Annotated in this window: 17 protein-coding genes and 1 tRNA gene; 7 read left to right on the top strand and 11 right to left on the bottom strand. The window is 66.9% G+C overall.

Annotated features, from left to right (window positions below):
* Positions 1–54: 54 nt before the first annotated feature.
* Together VCJ71_RS03190 and recJ are read right to left on the bottom strand one after the other, a co-directional pair.
* Positions 55–129 (bottom strand) — tRNA-Glu (locus VCJ71_RS03190).
* Between the two features lie 81 nt (positions 130–210).
* Positions 211–2,001: a single-stranded-DNA-specific exonuclease RecJ gene (gene recJ / locus VCJ71_RS03185; protein ID WP_324639044.1), complete on the bottom strand. Its 1,791-nt coding sequence runs from the start codon at positions 1,999–2,001 to the stop codon at positions 211–213.
* Positions 2,002–2,081: 80 nt separating this feature from the next.
* Here recJ and VCJ71_RS03180 point away from each other — a divergent pair, with 80 nt between their 5' ends.
* The 3 genes from VCJ71_RS03180 (at position 2,082) to VCJ71_RS03170 (ending at position 3,991) form a co-directional block, all read left to right on the top strand.
* Positions 2,082–2,570 (top strand): flavodoxin family protein, encoded by a 489-nt coding sequence (locus tag VCJ71_RS03180; protein WP_324639043.1) that lies wholly within the window; start codon positions 2,082–2,084, stop codon positions 2,568–2,570.
* A 138-nt stretch (positions 2,571–2,708) separates the two neighbouring features.
* Positions 2,709–3,452, top strand: coding sequence for a hypothetical protein (locus VCJ71_RS03175; RefSeq protein ID WP_324639041.1), 744 nt, complete (start codon positions 2,709–2,711; stop codon positions 3,450–3,452).
* Positions 3,449–3,991, top strand: coding sequence for an AHH domain-containing protein (locus VCJ71_RS03170; RefSeq protein WP_324639039.1), 543 nt, complete (start codon positions 3,449–3,451; stop codon positions 3,989–3,991). The genes VCJ71_RS03175 and VCJ71_RS03170 overlap by 4 nt, the downstream gene beginning before the upstream one ends.
* On the opposite strand, the gene VCJ71_RS03165 is transcribed toward VCJ71_RS03170, so the two are convergent.
* The 5 genes from VCJ71_RS03165 to miaA all read right to left on the bottom strand — a co-directional run bounded on the left by VCJ71_RS03165 (position 3,988) and on the right by miaA (position 8,742).
* Entirely contained in the window at positions 3,988–4,968 is a 981-nt protein-coding gene (locus tag VCJ71_RS03165; RefSeq protein ID WP_324639038.1) for an NAD(P)H-dependent flavin oxidoreductase, read from the bottom strand. The genes VCJ71_RS03170 and VCJ71_RS03165 overlap by 4 nt on opposite strands.
* A gap of 69 nt (positions 4,969–5,037) precedes the next feature.
* Positions 5,038–5,676, bottom strand: a complete 639-nt coding sequence (locus tag VCJ71_RS03160; protein WP_324639036.1) for a rhomboid family intramembrane serine protease — start codon at positions 5,674–5,676, stop codon at positions 5,038–5,040.
* 33 nt (positions 5,677–5,709) lie between these two features.
* Positions 5,710–6,762, bottom strand: coding sequence for an amidohydrolase family protein (locus VCJ71_RS03155; RefSeq protein ID WP_324639034.1), 1,053 nt, complete (start codon positions 6,760–6,762; stop codon positions 5,710–5,712).
* 4 nt (positions 6,763–6,766) lie between these two features.
* A complete protein-coding gene (gene ilvC / locus VCJ71_RS03150) occupies positions 6,767–7,759 on the bottom strand; it encodes a ketol-acid reductoisomerase (protein WP_324640861.1) in 993 nt (330 codons plus the stop codon).
* 29 nt (positions 7,760–7,788) lie between these two features.
* Complete coding sequence (gene miaA, locus VCJ71_RS03145; RefSeq protein ID WP_324639032.1) at positions 7,789–8,742, bottom strand: tRNA (adenosine(37)-N6)-dimethylallyltransferase MiaA; 954 nt, start codon at positions 8,740–8,742, stop codon at positions 7,789–7,791.
* On the opposite strand from miaA, the gene serB reads away from it, so the two are divergent.
* Together serB and VCJ71_RS03135 are read left to right on the top strand one after the other, a co-directional pair.
* Positions 8,735–9,619 (top strand): phosphoserine phosphatase SerB, encoded by an 885-nt coding sequence (serB, locus tag VCJ71_RS03140; protein WP_324639030.1) that lies wholly within the window; start codon positions 8,735–8,737, stop codon positions 9,617–9,619. The two genes, miaA and serB, sit on opposite strands and share 8 nt — an antisense overlap.
* A gap of 57 nt (positions 9,620–9,676) precedes the next feature.
* Positions 9,677–10,519, top strand: a complete 843-nt coding sequence (locus tag VCJ71_RS03135; RefSeq protein ID WP_324639028.1) for a Coq4 family protein — start codon at positions 9,677–9,679, stop codon at positions 10,517–10,519.
* A 4-nt stretch (positions 10,520–10,523) separates the two neighbouring features.
* Here VCJ71_RS03135 and VCJ71_RS03130 read toward each other — a convergent pair whose 3' ends face one another.
* From VCJ71_RS03130 to purL, 3 genes are read right to left on the bottom strand one after another with little or no spacing between them, the layout of a single operon-like run.
* Positions 10,524–11,210 carry a nitroreductase family protein gene (locus VCJ71_RS03130; protein ID WP_324639025.1) on the bottom strand — a complete coding sequence of 229 codons (687 nt, stop codon included), beginning with the start codon at positions 11,208–11,210 and terminating at the stop codon, positions 10,524–10,526.
* A gap of 16 nt (positions 11,211–11,226) precedes the next feature.
* The gene (locus VCJ71_RS03125; protein ID WP_324639024.1) at positions 11,227–11,556 is read right to left on the bottom strand and encodes a DUF6122 family protein; all 330 of its coding nucleotides are present in this window, start codon (positions 11,554–11,556) and stop codon (positions 11,227–11,229) included.
* A 15-nt stretch (positions 11,557–11,571) separates the two neighbouring features.
* Positions 11,572–13,815: a phosphoribosylformylglycinamidine synthase subunit PurL gene (purL, locus tag VCJ71_RS03120; protein ID WP_324639022.1), complete on the bottom strand. Its 2,244-nt coding sequence runs from the start codon at positions 13,813–13,815 to the stop codon at positions 11,572–11,574.
* Positions 13,816–13,927: 112 nt separating this feature from the next.
* Here purL and VCJ71_RS03115 point away from each other — a divergent pair, with 112 nt between their 5' ends.
* Positions 13,928–14,224: an NINE protein gene (locus VCJ71_RS03115; protein ID WP_324639020.1), complete on the top strand. Its 297-nt coding sequence runs from the start codon at positions 13,928–13,930 to the stop codon at positions 14,222–14,224.
* Between the two features lie 6 nt (positions 14,225–14,230).
* Here the strand turns inward: VCJ71_RS03115 and VCJ71_RS03110 are convergent, their stop codons facing one another.
* Positions 14,231–15,031 (bottom strand): hypothetical protein, encoded by an 801-nt coding sequence (locus VCJ71_RS03110; protein ID WP_324639018.1) that lies wholly within the window; start codon positions 15,029–15,031, stop codon positions 14,231–14,233.
* Here VCJ71_RS03110 and VCJ71_RS03105 point away from each other — a divergent pair.
* Complete coding sequence (locus VCJ71_RS03105; protein WP_324639016.1) at positions 15,030–15,281, top strand: exodeoxyribonuclease VII small subunit; 252 nt, start codon at positions 15,030–15,032, stop codon at positions 15,279–15,281. The genes VCJ71_RS03110 and VCJ71_RS03105 overlap by 2 nt on opposite strands.
* Positions 15,282–15,284: the final 3 nt, after the last annotated feature.

Raw genomic sequence — 15,284 nt, 5'->3', positions numbered from 1 at the left:
AGGTTCGCCGCCGCACAAGCCAGTGTCGCCGACAATGTGTGGGGAGTGCATCGGTGGTGACCCCTACGGGAATCGAACCCGTGTTTCAGCCGTGAAAGGGCCGCGTCCTAACCGCTAGACGAAGGGGCCATCCGATGCGGTGACGCGCCTCTAAGGGGCACGGCGGGGCGGGTCAACCCGGTTGATGGGCTTTTTTCGCCTCGCGGGCTTTCAGTCGGCCCAGGCGGCGTCTTCCAGGTGCAATTCCGCCGCCGGGCGGGCGCCCCAATCGTCGATCTTCGCGCGGCCCGCCAGCCACAGGCGGCGGCCTCCGGGCGCGGACAGGATCGCCTGTCCCATGTCCGATTCGGCGGCGCGGAACGCGATCGCCTTTATCCGGGCCCCGTCGTCGCCGGCTGCGATCAGGCGCAGGTGGTCCGTGCCCACGATGTCGGCCTTGACCAGCCGGACGGGCCCGATGGCCACCTTGGGCCCCGGCCAGCCCATGCCATAGGGTCCGGCGGCTTCCATGGTCTCGATCAGTTCGGGGGTGAGGCCGCCGGGTGTCAGCGAGAGATCGAGCGCGAGCTTGCGCCCCGCCATCGCCGCCTCGACCTGACGCGACAGCGTGGTGTCGAGCCAGTCGCGGAATGCCTCGAGCCGGTCCTCCGCAATTGTCAGCCCGGCCGCCATCGCATGGCCGCCACCGGCGACGAGCAGGTCGTTCTCGCGCGCGGCGATGATGGCCGCGCCGAGGTCCACTCCCGCGATGGACCGGCCCGAACCCTTGCCCTGTCCGGCATCGTCGGCGTCGAGCGCGATGACGATCGTCGGCTTGCCAGTCTTCTCCTTGAGCCGCCCGGCAACGATGCCGATCACGCCGGGATGCCAGCCCTTGCCGGCGACCACCGGAACGGCGCGGTTGTGCTGCGCCGCCAGCTGGTCCTCCGCTGCTTCCTGCACCGCCGCCTCGATCGCGCGGCGATCCTCGTTCAGCTCCGAAAGCTGGCGGGCGATCTCCGCCGCTTCTTCCGGGTCGCGCGTGGTCAGCAGGCGCACGCCCAGCGTCGCTTCGCCCACGCGGCCACCGGCGTTGATGCGCGGTCCGAGCGCGAAGCCGAGGTCGCTGCACTGCGGCGCGCGCTTCAGGCGGCTGGCATCGATCAGTGCCGCCATGCCGATATTGTCGCGCCGCGCCATGACCTTCAGGCCCTGCGCCACGAATGCCCGGTTGAGCCCGCGCAGCGCCGCGACATCGGCCACCGTGCCCAGCGCCACGAGGTCGAGCAGGCCGCGCAGGTCCGGCTCCTTGCGATCGGAAAAGAAGCCGCGCTCGCGCAAGGTGCGGACCGTGGCAATGGCGAGCAGGAAGGCGACGCCCACGGCGGCAAGGTGCCCGTGGGAGGCGCCGATATCACTCTCGTCGAGCCGGTTGGGGTTCACGAGCGCCACCGTGCGCGGCAACTCGGGCGAGCATTTGTGGTGGTCGACCACGATCACGTCGAGCCCCGCATCATGTGCCTGCCGCAGCGCGTCATGCGCCATCGCCCCACAATCGACCGTGACGACCAGGCTCGACCCGCTTTCGCCCAGCTTGACCAGCGCCTCCCCGCTGGGGCCGTAGCCTTCCAGCAGGCGGTCGGGGATGTAGTGGTCGGCCTCGGTCCCCAGCATGCGGAGGAGGTGGATCAGCAGCGCCGCGCTGGTGGCGCCGTCGACGTCGTAATCGCCGTAGACGGTGACCTGCTCGCCCGTCAGCACCGCCTGGGCAAGCCGCTCCGCCGCCGTGTCCATGTCGCGGAATTCCGACGGGTCGGGAAGGAAGGCGCGCAGGGTCGGCTGCCGTTCCTTCTCGATATCGCCCGGCTCCACCCCGCGGGCGAGGAGGAGCTGGGTGACGATATCCTCTTCCGCGCCGCCTGCCATGCCGAAGGCGTTGTTGCCGCCGCGCCAGATCCAGCTCTGGCCGGACAGCGAATGGGAAACGCCAAGTACGTGCGAGGAGGTCAGCGGGTCGGGCATGGCGCGCAGCCTAGCCGCCGGGCGCGCGTTGCGGAAGCGGGCGGGATTGACAATCGACAGCCACGGGCGACTGTTGTTGCATGTCGGACCCCCCGCACCTCCTCGTTGCCTGGCACAGCCGCACCGGCGGCGCCCGCGCTCTTGCTGAGGCCGCGGCGGACGGGGCGGGTGAGGGTGCCCGCCTGCTGTCGGCGGACGCGGTCGAGCCGGACGATCTGCTGGGCGCCGGCGGCTATCTGTTCGTCTGCCCCGAAAACCTCGCCACCATGAGCGGCCTGATGAAGGAAATGTTCGACCGGTGCTATTACCCCGTGCTCGGCCGGATCCAGGGCCGGGCTTATGCCACGATCATCGCCGCCGGATCGGACGGGGCGGGCGCGCAGGCGCAGATCGACCGGATCGCGAAAGGCTGGCGGCTGCGCCGCGTTGCCGAACCCGTCATCGTGAATTTCGCCGCCCAGACGCCGGAGGAAATACTCGCTGCCAAGAAAGTGCCCGAAACGGCGCTGGCGCAGGCACGCGACCTTGGCGAGGCGCTGGCCGAGGGACTGGCCATGGGCGCGTTTTGAATAGAATGCTCCGTAATGGAGGCTTTGCGCCTGTAAACTCTGGACCGGTTTGGCAATTCTGGCCATCAAGATAGTGACTACGACGGGAACGACGCTATCTCTTCTGCGACACACAATCTGGCTGCAAGCGATGTCGGAATGGCGTTTCTTTTCGCGCCAGGGGATCGGCCCGGTCTCGCGCAAGTGAAGCGGATGGCCACCGGCGGCGCGTTCCAGGTTTCGCACGAGAGTGACGGCGTAAATGCCGACGCCGGGCAGGGGCAGCCGGGCTGGGCCGAGCTACTGGCAGACGGGCTGACCTACGACCTCGTCGGGCTCGCACCTGGAACCGGCGTCGGCATGATGGACGGTGCCCAGCGGTTCGGCCTGCGCGAAGAACAGGGCCTGCTCGATTGCGAGGCGATCGAACTGCGCCCCGGGCCGCATATCGTCGACGGGATCGGCTTGCCGCCGGTCTATCGTTCGCTGATGGCAGTCGGACGGGCGTTGGCCGGGCTGGACGGTGTCGTCGCCGTGGGCTGGGGCGGGGCCAACACGCTCATGGCGCCGGCCTATTTCACCCGCATCGTGGGCGAATGGCTGGCGGGAGGTGTGTTCCCGGCGCTCGGTCTAACCGCGATGGTGGGCGAAGTGGATGGCGGGTTGCAGACGCGCGGGCTGGCGATGCTGACGGGCCACGAACTGCGGGTCGAACCCTCGGTGGCAGAGGACGCGAAAGCACGGGCCCATGTCGCGGTCCGCCTGGTGGACGAGCTGGTCCGGCAAGGCGTGTTCGTGCCGGAAGACGGGCGCAGGGAAATCGGCGAGCACGTCCTCGACCTGCGCCTGTCGCGCAATGGCCGCTTCATCCGCGCATTTCCGGCCAGCACCGAAGCCGAATGAAAGAGGGCCCGGGAAGCAGCGCGGGGGCAGCCCGCGATACGCATGGCCGTTCGGTCCTGCCTTTCCGCAAAGTCAACGTCGCCGGAACGCCCGCCTATCGCCCGGACCTGCAACGCCACCATATCCTGCCCGTCCAGCTGCGCCGGATGCAGGAATTTCGCGGCCTGTTCGAGGCGGTGGAGCCGGTTGGTCCGCGCTTCGAGGATTTTCGCGCCAACGGCATGCTGCTGCCGTGCCGTGAAAGCGCGGTATTGCGCCTGCAATTGCCGCTCCATCGCGGCCCGCATCGCCTCTATTCGGAAATGGTGGCTGAGCGGCTCGGCCGGATCGAGGCCGCGTGGCAGGCCGATCGCTTGCAGGACGAAGAGACTGCGATCGACACGGCACGCATGCGGATCCGGCTTCTGCAGCGGGCCTTGCGCAAGCGGCTGCTGGCGGGCGGCGGGGCGGTGCAGCTCAACCGCCGCGATCCGCTGCGGCCGATGGGCGATTTCACGACGCTAGACGCGATGGTCGAGGAGCTGTGGGCCGCGACCTAAGTGGAAAAGCGCGCGGCGGCCTCTGCCAGGGCTGCGCGCGCTTCATGGTATTCACGCTCCAGCTGGTCGACCCGGTCCGCCACGCTCTGCACGGCCTTCACCGCGCCGACGCCCTGGCCCGATCCCCAGATGTCTTTCCACGCCTTTGCCTTGCTGTTCCCGCCGGAACCGAAGTTCATCTTGCTGGGATCGCTTTCGGGCAGGTCGTCGGGATTGAGCCCCGCGTTCTCGATCGAGCCGCGCAGGTAGTTGCCGTGCACACCGGTGAAGAGGTTGGAATAGACGATGTCGTCCGCGCCGCTGCCGACGATCATGTCCTTGTAGGGCTGGTCCGCATTCGCTTCCTCGGTCGCGATGAAGGCGGAACCGATATAGCCGAAGTCGGCCCCCAGCGCCTGCGCGGCGAGGATCGAACGGCCGTTGGCGATGGAGCCCGACAGCGCCACCGGCCCGTCGAACCACTCGCGGATTTCCTGCATCAGGGCGAAGGGCGACTGGGTGCCCGCATGGCCGCCCGCGCCGGCCGCCACCGGGATCAGGCCGTCGGCGCCCTTTTCGATCGCTTTTCTGGCGAAGCGGTTGTTGATCACGTCGTGCATCGTGATGCCGCCCCAACCGCGCACGGCCTCGAAAATCTCTTCGCGCGCGCCGAGCGAGGTGATGACCATCGGCACCTGCCACTTGGCACACACCTGCATGTCTTCTTCGAGCCGGCCATTGGTGCGGTGGACGATCTGGTTGACCGCGAAAGGCGCGGCGGGGCGGTCCGGGTTGTCGCGATTGTGCGCGGCGAGTTCCTCGGTGATCCGGGCCAGCCATTCGTCGAGCACGCCGGAGGGGCGGGCATTGAGCGCCGGGAAGCTGCCGACGATACCTGCCTTGCACTGTGCAATGACCAGCTCCGGCCCCGAAATGATGAACAGCGGGGAGCCGATGACCGGCAGGCGGAGATTGTCGAACAGGGCGGGCAGGGCCATCGGCGGATCCTTTGTTAAGCGATCGGTTAAGGCGCCCTATGCAAAGCCGCAGCGCTGCTGTCGAGGGATTTAGCGGCGGACGGGGCGATTTCGGCGCTGCAGGAATAGCGGGCCCAAGAGCAGGCCGACGAGGAACCCGCCGAGATGCGCTTCCCAGGCAATCGGCATGACGAGACCGGCCAGGCTGAGGATGCCGATCAGGAACAGGTTGCGCAGCAGCAACTCGCCGGTCAGCGGGCGGATGCCGTTAGCGTCCACCTGCGGCATGGGTTGGCCGGGGCGCATGAAGGGCAGCCGCGCCATCAGCCCGACGAAGCCGAACACCGCGCCCGACGCTCCGATGGCGGGGATGTAGGATGCCGGATTCAACGCGACATAGAGGAAGGCACCGCCAAGGCCGCAGGCGAGGAAAAAGAGCAGGAAGCGCGCCCACGCCATCGCCCCTTCTCCCATCCGCGCGAATATCGGTCCGCCTAGGAAGAAGAGGACCAGCGCGTTGAAAGCGAGGTGGATGAGGCCGGAATGGGCGAACATATGCGTCACCAGAGTCCACCATCGCCCCTGTTCCAGAGCGAGCGGCGAAACGCCGAGGTCGATGGGGTCTGCCACGCCGAAATAGGCGGCGATCATCAGCAGGGCCAGGAGGCCGGCGGGCCGGAAAGCCGTTTGCGGCACACCGGGCAGGGGTTCGCGGTCGATCGTATCCATGTCTGTTCGAGATGGCGCTGCCGGTCCGCGCGTTCAAGCGGCGGCGGGCAGGATGTGTTCGATGCCGTAGATACGCGCCGCCGTGCCCGCAAACAGTGCGCGCTTCTCGCTCTCGCTTGCGCCCGCGGCGAGGCGCTTGAAGGCGTTCCACAGCACCGGATAGCTCGCGCCCCAGCGATCGACCGGGTAGTTGGATTCGAACATCGCGCGATCCTGCCCGAAGGCTTCGATGCAGTGCTCGATATAGGGCTTCCACAAGGCGGCCAGCTCTTCCGAGCCTAGGCCTGCGGCAGGCCCCCGGTCGGGCAGCTGGCAGAACGCCATCGCCAGCCCGCCCAGCTTCACGGTCACGTTCTCGAACGCAGCGAGTTCGCTAATGCGTTCTTTCCAGCGCGGGTAATGCTCTTCCAGCTTGCCTGCATAGCAGGCGATGCCGAGCGGGGTGCCGCAATGGTCGAGCACGATGGGCTGGTCGGGGAAGGCGCGGGCGAGGTCGATCACGTCGGGCAACTGCGGTTCCAGCACCCAGGCATCGAACGTCAGCCCCCGCGTGCCGAGCTGCGCGAAACCTTCCCGGAAAGCGTCCATCCGGTACAGCCCTTCCGGTGCATGGAACGGCGGGCCGAGGACTTCGGGATCGGCGTCCCACGCGCCCTGGTGGCGAATGCCGCGGAACCTGCCGCTGCCCGCTTGCGCCAGCGCGTCGAGGACCTCGCCCGCCGCCGCGCCGCGCGTAAGGTCGGCATGGCCGACGATGGCCGCGCAGGGGCGGTATTCGCCGTAGAGCCCGCTCGCCCCCTGCGCCGCGACGCCGTTCACGAACTCCACTTCGCCGACCGGCTTCAGGTGTTCTTCCGCATCGGCGCGGTAGAAGGCGCCGCATTCCATGAAGACGGTGCCGACGATGCGGTGCCCGCTCGCGGTGTCGGCCTGCAGCTGGTCGAACGTGTAATGAGCCGCGCCTGCGATCGCCTCGATGAAGGCATGGCGCGGTTCGGGGAACATCGGCACCAGCGGACGCAAGTCCCACAAATGGTGATGCGGGTCGATGATCGGCAGGTCGGGGTCGAGGATCGCTTCGGTCATCGGGTCATTCCTCCTTCAGCCACGGCATGAGGCCGCGCACGCGCGTGCCGGCGGCTTCAATCGGGTGGTCGGCCTGCCGGGCCCTGTCGGCACGAAGCGCCGGATTGCCCGCCCTGGCGTCGGCAATGAATTCTTCGGTGAAGCGGCCATCGCGCACTTCGGCCAGCACGCGCTCCATTTCCGCTTTCGTATCGGGCGTGACGAGGCGCTTGCCCACCGCATTGCCGCCGAATTCCGCCGTGTTGGAAATCGCCAGATTCATCGCCGCGATGCCGCCTTTCTGCAGCAGGTCGGTGATCAGCTTCGTTTCGTGCAGACACACGATATAGGCGAGTTCGGGCGGGTAGCCGGCTTCGATCAGCGTTTCGAACGCGGCGACGATCAGCGCCGGCATCCCGCCGCACAACACCGCCTGTTCGCCGAACAGGTCGGTTTCGGTCTCGTCCTTGAAAGTGGTCTCCAGGATCGCCGCGCGCCCGGCGCCGATGCCGCCGGCATAGGCGAGCGCGAGGTCCCTGGCCGATCCGCTAGCATCCTGCGCCACGGCGAGGAGGGCGGGCAGGCCGCGCCCGGCAACATATTCCGCGCGCAACCCTTTGCCGGGACCGAGTGGCGCGGCCATGATGACGTCGATGTCCAAGCGCGGCTCGATCAGCCCGTAATGGACCGCAAAGCCATGCGCGAAGCCCAGTGCCGCGCCCGGCTTCATCGCATCGCGAATATGGTCGGCATAGATCGCCGGCTGCGTCTCGTCCGGGGCGAGCAGCATGACGATATCGGATGCGGCCGCCTCGGCAACCGGCAGGACTGCAAAGCCCGCCTGCCGTGCCGCATCGCCGCTCGGCGAATTGTCGCGCGCGCCGACCACGACTTCGCAATGGCCGCTGTCGCGCAGGTTCAGCGCGTGGGCGTGCCCCTGGTTGCCGTATCCGACGATGGCGACGCGCTTGCCGGCCAGGACCGAGTAATCGACATCGTCTTCGCGGTAGATCGTGATCGGCATGCTCTCTCCTCCGGGCCGCGCTATCAGAGCGCCATGGCGGCGACAAACGCTTCCGGATCGGGCGGCGCTTCGGCGCGCGGCCAGGCAGCGGGGGGCTGGCGACGAAACCAGGTGTACTGGCGCTTGGCGTAATTGCGCGTCGCCTGCGCGGCGCGGGCGATGCATTCGTCGCGCGAGATCTCGCCGCGCAGCAGGGCCGCGATCTCGGGAACGCCGATGGCGCGCATGACCGGCAGGTCGGGCGACAGGCTACGGGCGAGCAGCGCCTCGACTTCGCCGATTGCGCCTTGGTCGAACATGGATGCAAAACGCGCATCGCACCGCTCGTACAATATGTCGCGGGGAGGCAGCAGCACGAACGGGCTGAGCGCTATTTCCGCGCCGATCCCGCCTTCCTTGCGCGCCTGCCAGTCCGCGAGCGTGCGCCCGGTCGAACGGACGACTTCGAGGGCGCGGGCAATGCGCTGGCTATCGCCCGGCGCAAGACTTGCGGCGCGCTGCGGATCCTCGCGCTGGAGGGCGGCGTAGGCATCGGAGGTGGGCAAGTCCCGGACCTCGTTACGCACAGCGGGATCGATCGGGGGAATAGGGGCAATGCCCTCCATCAGCGTCTTCAGGTAAAGCCCCGTCCCGCCGCACAGGATCGGCACCCTGCCGCTCGCATGCGCCTCGCCGATGACGTGCCTGGCCGCTTGCGCCCAGTCGGCGGCGGTGCAGGCCTGTGCGCCATCCCATGCGCCGAACAGGCGATGCTCTATTCCGGCCATCTCGGCATCGCCCGGCCGGGCGCTCAGCACCTGCAAGTCGGCGTAAACCTGCGCGCTGTCGGCGTTGACGATGACCGCGCTGCCACCCCGCGTCTCGATCGCCTGCGCCGCGGCAACCGCGAACGCGCTCTTGCCGCTCGCCGTCGGCCCTGCAATGAGCGCGAGCGGCGGCTTGTCCCGCCGGTTTTCCGGAGTGCCTGCAATGCCCATCGCCCGCCTGATAGCAGACATGGACGACCTGTCAGCACGCCTCGACGCGGCGCTGGCCGAACTGGAGGCAGGTGGCATCAGGGTGGCCCGCGCGGGCTTGCTCGACGCGAACGGCGAGGTGGTGCAGGTCGCCGCGACCGGCGGCGATGCGGCGCAGATGCGCGGCGTGATCGATAAAAGTTTCGGCAGCGCCGACGTGCTCGTCGCGGACGAACCGATTGCCGCGCCGCAGCTGTTCGTATCCGACATGGACTCCACGATGATCGGGCAGGAATGCATCGACGAGCTCGCCGATTTCGCCGGGGTCAAGGACCGGGTTGCGGCGATCACCGAACGGGCGATGGCAGGCGAACTCGACTTCGCCGGCGCCCTGCGCGAACGGGTCGCGCTGCTGGAAGGGCTCGACGAAAGCGCCATCGCGCAATGCCTGGAAGAGCGTATCCGCCCGATGAGCGGTGCACGGACGCTGCTCGCCGGGCTGAAGGCACGGGGCTGCCGCTGCGTGCTGGTAACTGGCGGCTTCCACCATTTCGCCGATCCGGTCGCCGAGATGCTCGGCTTCGACCGCGTGGTCGCCAACCGGCTCGGCGTGGCAAGCGGCAAGCTGACCGGCGAGGTCGTCGGCCCGATCTGCGACAGCGCGACCAAGCGGGACACGCTGGAAGAAGAGGCCGCAGCCATCGGCGACGCTGCGATCACGCTCGCCATGGGTGACGGGGCGAACGACATCCCCATGCTGGAAGCCGCGACTTACGGGATCGCGTACCACGCCAAGGCCAAGGCGCGCGCTGCCGCGGATGGCTGGATCGAGCGGGGGGACCTCACCGCAGCGCTGGCCTTGCTCGGCCTGTCGCAGCACGATGGCGCCAATGCGTGATTTCGGGAACGTTACGGCTCACCGGAAATTAGGATTTTGCACGCACCGACGATTGCCATGAACGCGACGACAGCCATCGACCCCCGCCATGCGGCAGAAAGCGCCTTCGACGGCACGCCGCTGCGCCATCCGGACCGCCGTGTCCTGCGCTATCGCCCCTTGCGCGCGGTGCACCATTTTCGCGAGCTGCTGAAGGACAAGGAAGACACCAGCCATGTCTTCCGCATCTACGAATCGCTTCCACCGCGCAGCTTCATGGGCCGTGTGCGCACACTGGCGCTGAGCGAGAAGGGCGAGCAGCTGCGCCATACGGAACAGGCGCTTCCCGAAATACTCGACGATCATGTCGCGCTGCGCAAAATGCCGAAGGGCAGCGTGGCTCATGCCTATTGCGACTTCATGGAGGGTGAGGGGTTGTCTGCCGCCGGGCTGGTCGCCGAATCGCACAAGCTCGGCCGCAAGCGGTACGACGACCTCGTGCAGTGGTATTCCGACCGTTCCCGCGACACGCACGACTTGCAGCACGTCCTCACCGGCTACGGCCGCGACGCGCTGGGCGAACAATGCGTCCTGCTGTTCAACCAGGGCCAGGCACCAAGCCTCGCCAATTTGCTGATCGGCTATGCAGGCGCGCTGCACATCCGCAAGATCGTGAGCGAGAGCGAAGCGCCCGTACTCAAGGCGGTCCGGCAGGCGCACCGCATCGGCAAGGGTGCGGACAAGCTGATGCACCAGTCGATCCGCGACTTGCTGGCGACCAACCTGCAACAGGCGCGCCGGATGCTGGGCATCCCTGAGCCGACATTGTATCGCAAATGCCACGAGGTCTGGCGCGCGGAAGGGATCGATCCCTACAATTTGATCGCCCCGGGCGAGGGAGCTGCAGCCGAACCGGCCTGAGCCATCACAGCCAGCTGGCGATCTGCTCCAGCTTCTTTTTCTTCAGCGCGTGGGCAGGCACGGTGGCTCCGTCGGCCGGATGCCCCGCAACCACGATCATCAGCGGCTTCTCGTGCGTGGGGCGGCCGCAGATATCGCGCAAGAAGCCCATCGGGCTGGGCGTGTGGGTGAGCGTGGCGAGACCCGCCTCGTGCAGTGTCGCGATCAGCATTCCGCAGGCGAGGCCGACGCTTTCGTTGACGTAGTAATTCTGGGTTTTCCCGTCTTCTTCGATCCCGCCGGTGCGCTGCGCGAAACAGACGATCAACCAAGGCGCGGTTTCGAGGAACGGCTTGGCCGCATCGGTGCCGATGGGATCGAGCGCGCCGAGCCATTCTTGGCTCGCCTTCGGCTTGTCCCCGTCCGCGCCGTAGAACTTGCGCTCCTCGGCTTCGGCCGCCTTGCGGATGGCGCGTTTCGTTTCGGGGGAGGAGACGGCGACGAAATGCCACGGCTGGTGGTTGGCGCCGTTTGGCGCGGTGCCCGCGGCGCGAATGGCGTATTCGATGATCTCGCGCGGGACCGGCGCATCGGTGAAGTCGCGGCAGGATCGCCGGGTCTTAAGTCGTTCGAATATGTCGCGGGCGCGCTGTACCCGCTCCCCATCGGCAAGCTGCGGCATCGGGGGATAGGGCAGGTGCTTGTCGCTCATCGTCTCGTCGCCTCGCTCAAAACCGCTGCATCAGGCAATCCCCGCCATCGACGGCAAGATGCCACAGGCAGCCCGCGGCAATCGCGCGGACCCACCATCGCGGCACGGCCAGCAGCGCGCAATAGGCGAGCGCCGCCCAGATCGTGTGGAGCGGATGGAAGCCGATGCTGCACCGGCCCGGATCGAATACCGGGTCCGCCAGCAGGTGATCGATGTCGATGGCGATGGTCGCCGCCATGATCGCGCCCGCGGCCAGCCATCGGTCGCGAAAGAATACTGAGGCCAGAGCAAAAGGCGCGGCGAAATGACCGCCGTAGTGCAGCAGGAACTGGACTGCCGCGGGCACCGAGGGATCCAGGCCTCAACCCATCCAGTCGCGGAAGAAGCTTTCGTGCGCCTCGCGAAGGTCCGCCAGCGTCACGCCAAGGACCCGGTCTCCGCCCACGGTGCCGAGCTTGCGGAAACCGATCTGCGCCGTCTCCACATTCTCGGTCTCGCGATTGACCGCGGCCATCAGCGCATCGGGATCGGGCACGGAAACGATGTAACGCCCCTGGTCCTCGCCGAACCACCACTGCGCGGCGGTGTATTCGGAATTGGCTTCGACCTCAGCGCCGAGGCCGCCGGCAAGCGCCATTTCCGCAAGACCGACCGCAAGGCCGCCGTCCGACAGGTCGTGGATCGCATTGACCAGGCCGTCGGCAATCAGCTGGTGGATGATCTTCCCCGCCGCGCGCTCGACGATGAGGTCGGTCGGCGGGGTCCGCCCGTCCTCGCTGCCGTGCACCACGCTCAGCCACAGCGACTTGCCGAGGTGGCTACGGGTGGGGTCAGGCGTCGCCCAGAATTCCGGGCCGACAAGGAACAGCGTGTCGCCTTCGTTCTTGAAACCCATGGTCATCATGTCGGCGTAGTCGTCGATGATGCCGACCCCGCCGATGGCCGGGGTGGGGAGGATGGCGCTGCCGCCGCCCGCTGCCTTGCTTTCGTTGTAGAGGCTGACGTTGCCGCTCACGATCGGGAAGTCGAGCGTGCGGCAGGCTTCGCCCATGCCTTCCAGGGCGTGGACGAACTGGCTCATGATCTCGGGCCGCTGCGGGTTCGCGAAATTGAGGCAGTTGGTGACCGCCAGCGGGCGCGCGCCGACGGCGCAGAGGTTGCGATAGGCCTCGGCAATGGCCTGCTTGCCGCCTTCGTAGGGGTCGGAATAGACATAGCGCGGCGTGCAGTCGGTGGTGATCGCCAGCGCCTTCTTCGTGCCGTGCACACGCACCACGCCCGCATCGCCGCCGGTCTGCAACGTGTCCGCGCCGACCTGGCTGTCGTATTGCTCGGCGATCCAGCGCCGGCTGGCGAGATTGGGGCTGGCCATCAGCTTCAGAAGGTCCACGCCAACGTCATGGCATTCCGGCACTCCGTCCAGCGGCTTGACCTTGGCCCAATCCTTGTACTCGTCCTTGGAGAGATAGGGCCGGTCGTATTCCGGCGCATCCGCGGCCAGCGGGCCGAGCGGGATGTCGCAGACGACCTCGCCGCCGAATTCGAGCACCATGTGCTGCGTATCCGTGACTTCGCCGATGACTGCGAAATCGAGCTCCCACTTCTCGAAGATCGCTGCGGCCATCGCTTCCTTGCCAGGCTTGAGCACCATGAGCATGCGCTCCTGGCTTTCGCTCAGCATCATCTCGTACGGCGTCATGCCCTCTTCGCGGCACGGCACCTTGTCCATGTCGAGGCGGATGCCGGCCTTGCCGTTGGTCGCCATTTCGACGGACGACGAGGTGAGGCCCGCCGCGCCCATGTCCTGGATCGCGACGATGGCATCGGTCGCCATCAGTTCGAGGCAGGCTTCGATCAGCAGCTTTTCGGTGAAGGGGTCGCCGACCTGCACGGTCGGGCGCTTGGCCTCCGCATCTTCTTCGAAGTCCGCGCTGGCCATGGTCGCGCCGTGGATGCCGTCGCGCCCGGTCTTTGAGCCGACATAGACGATGGGATTACCCACACCGGTCGCGGCGGAATAGAAGATCTTGTCCGCATCGGCGACACCCACCGTCATCGCGTTGACGAGGATGTTGCCATCGTATGCCGGGTGGAAATTCGTCTCCCCGCACACGGTCGGCACGCCCACGCAATTGCCGTAACCACCGATGCCCGCGACCACGCCCTGGACGAGGTGCTTCATCTTCGGATGGTCGGGCCGTCCGAAGCGGAGGGCGTTGGCGTTCGCCACCGGCCGCGCGCCCATGGTGAAGACGTCGCGCAGGATCCCGCCGACGCCTGTCGCGGCGCCCTGGTAGGGTTCGATGTAGCTCGGGTGGTTGTGGCTCTCCATCTTGAAGATCGCCGCCTGCCCGTCGCCGATATCGATCACGCCGGCATTCTCGCCCGGCCCGCAGATCACCCACGGTGCCTCCGTCGGCAGCTTCTTCAGGTGCAGGCGCGAGGATTTGTAGGAGCAATGCTCCGACCACATGACCGAGAAAATGCCGAGCTCCACGAGGTTCGGCTCGCGGCCCAGCGCGTTCAGGACGCGCTCGTATTCTTCCGGGCTGAGGCCATGGGCTTCGACGACTTCGGGGGTGATCGTATCGGATGCGTTCGACATGGCCGGCGCTTTAGCGAGAGCGCCTGCGCTTCGCCAGTGGCGGCTTCAATTTGTCCGTAAGGATTTGCCGGTAAAGGGCATGCGTAATTTGCAAGACCGAGGGGGCAATCCGATGGCAGAATATCACGGCGATCTGATGTATCGCACCGGCAATGTCTACAAGGGCGTGGACGACACCAACTACATCGTCGCGATCGTCATCGCCGCGTTTCTCGGAGCGACCGGGGCGCACCGGTTCTACATGAACGATCACAAGATCGCCTATCTCTACTTCATCCCGTTCGCCTGCGCGGGTTTTGCCACAATGATGAAGCTCGATCCGACGATTATCTTCTGGGAAGTGGTGATCGCCAGCGTGTTCGTGCTGTTCGAGATCGTGTTCTTCGTGTGGAAGTGGCTCCACACGTAGTCGGGCCTATTTTCGGGTTGGCATAGCGCTTGGTGGTTCGAGGTCCCTCATCCGCCAGTACTCGCGCGTGGAGCCGAGCCATGCGGCCAGCAGGACGAGGATGGTGAAAACGATCAGCGCCTGGAAGCAGACTTCCATCGGCCCGTTTTCCGGCATCGGCCCGTACCAGTTCAAAAGCTGCACGATCACCAGCACCACCAGCAAGGTGTAGAGCGCGTGGTCGGTCTTCCCGTCGCGCTGGCGGGTCTTGACCGCGTAGTAGAAGAACGCGCCCAGCGTCATCAGCAGCTCCAGCGGCACGATCGCCCACGGCACGTTCCACAGGCCGAGACCCAGCTTCGGCGCCTCTCCCGCCAGGGTCAGGTCGGGCCGGTGGACCAGAAGGTCGAGGAACCAGTGCGACAGCACCACGCCGGCGCCGAGGATCGCGAAGCGCACGTCACGCAGGAACAGGGCAGTCAGCAGGGCGAACAGCCCGGCCCATCCCAGCGTGCCCGCAAGACTGTGGGTGAAGGGCATGAGATAGAGGTCCAGCGGGTTCATCGCGGTGATGCCCGGTACGATACGGAATTGCTCTACCCCCAGCAGCACGAGGATGAAAAAGGCGAAATCGACGAGCTGCGCAGCGATGAACATGCCGCCCAGCACCCGCGCCTGCCCGGTTTTTTCGACATGGGCTGCCGCAACCAGCGCGGGGGCGAAGTGGCCGATGAACACGTCTGTTACCTCTTGGCTGTGCACCACGCGGCCCATCGCCGCAGCCACCGCTTGACCGCGCGCGCCGCCAAGGTCAATGCTCGGCCCCATGGCAGAGGGTACTCCCGACATTTCGGAAATGAGCTTCGAGGACGCGCTGCGCGCGCTCGAAAACGTGGTGCGGCAGCTCGAAGGCGGCGAAGTGCCGCTGGAACAATCGATCGACCTGTACGAGCGCGGCGAGAAGCTGCGCGAACATTGCCAGAAGCGTCTGGATGCGGCGCAGGCACGGATCGAGAAGATCGTTGCCGGGCCGGACGGCAAGGCCTCGGCCACCGTTCCCTTCGACGAGCAGGGCTGATCC

Source organism: Pseudoblastomonas aquimaris (assembly GCF_035481675.1).
In the GTDB taxonomy this organism is placed as follows: Bacteria; Pseudomonadota; Alphaproteobacteria; order Sphingomonadales; family Sphingomonadaceae; genus Alteriqipengyuania_B.
The sequence above is the reverse complement of the archived record's forward strand: the minus strand, read 5'-3'. Positions and strand labels throughout refer to the sequence as shown.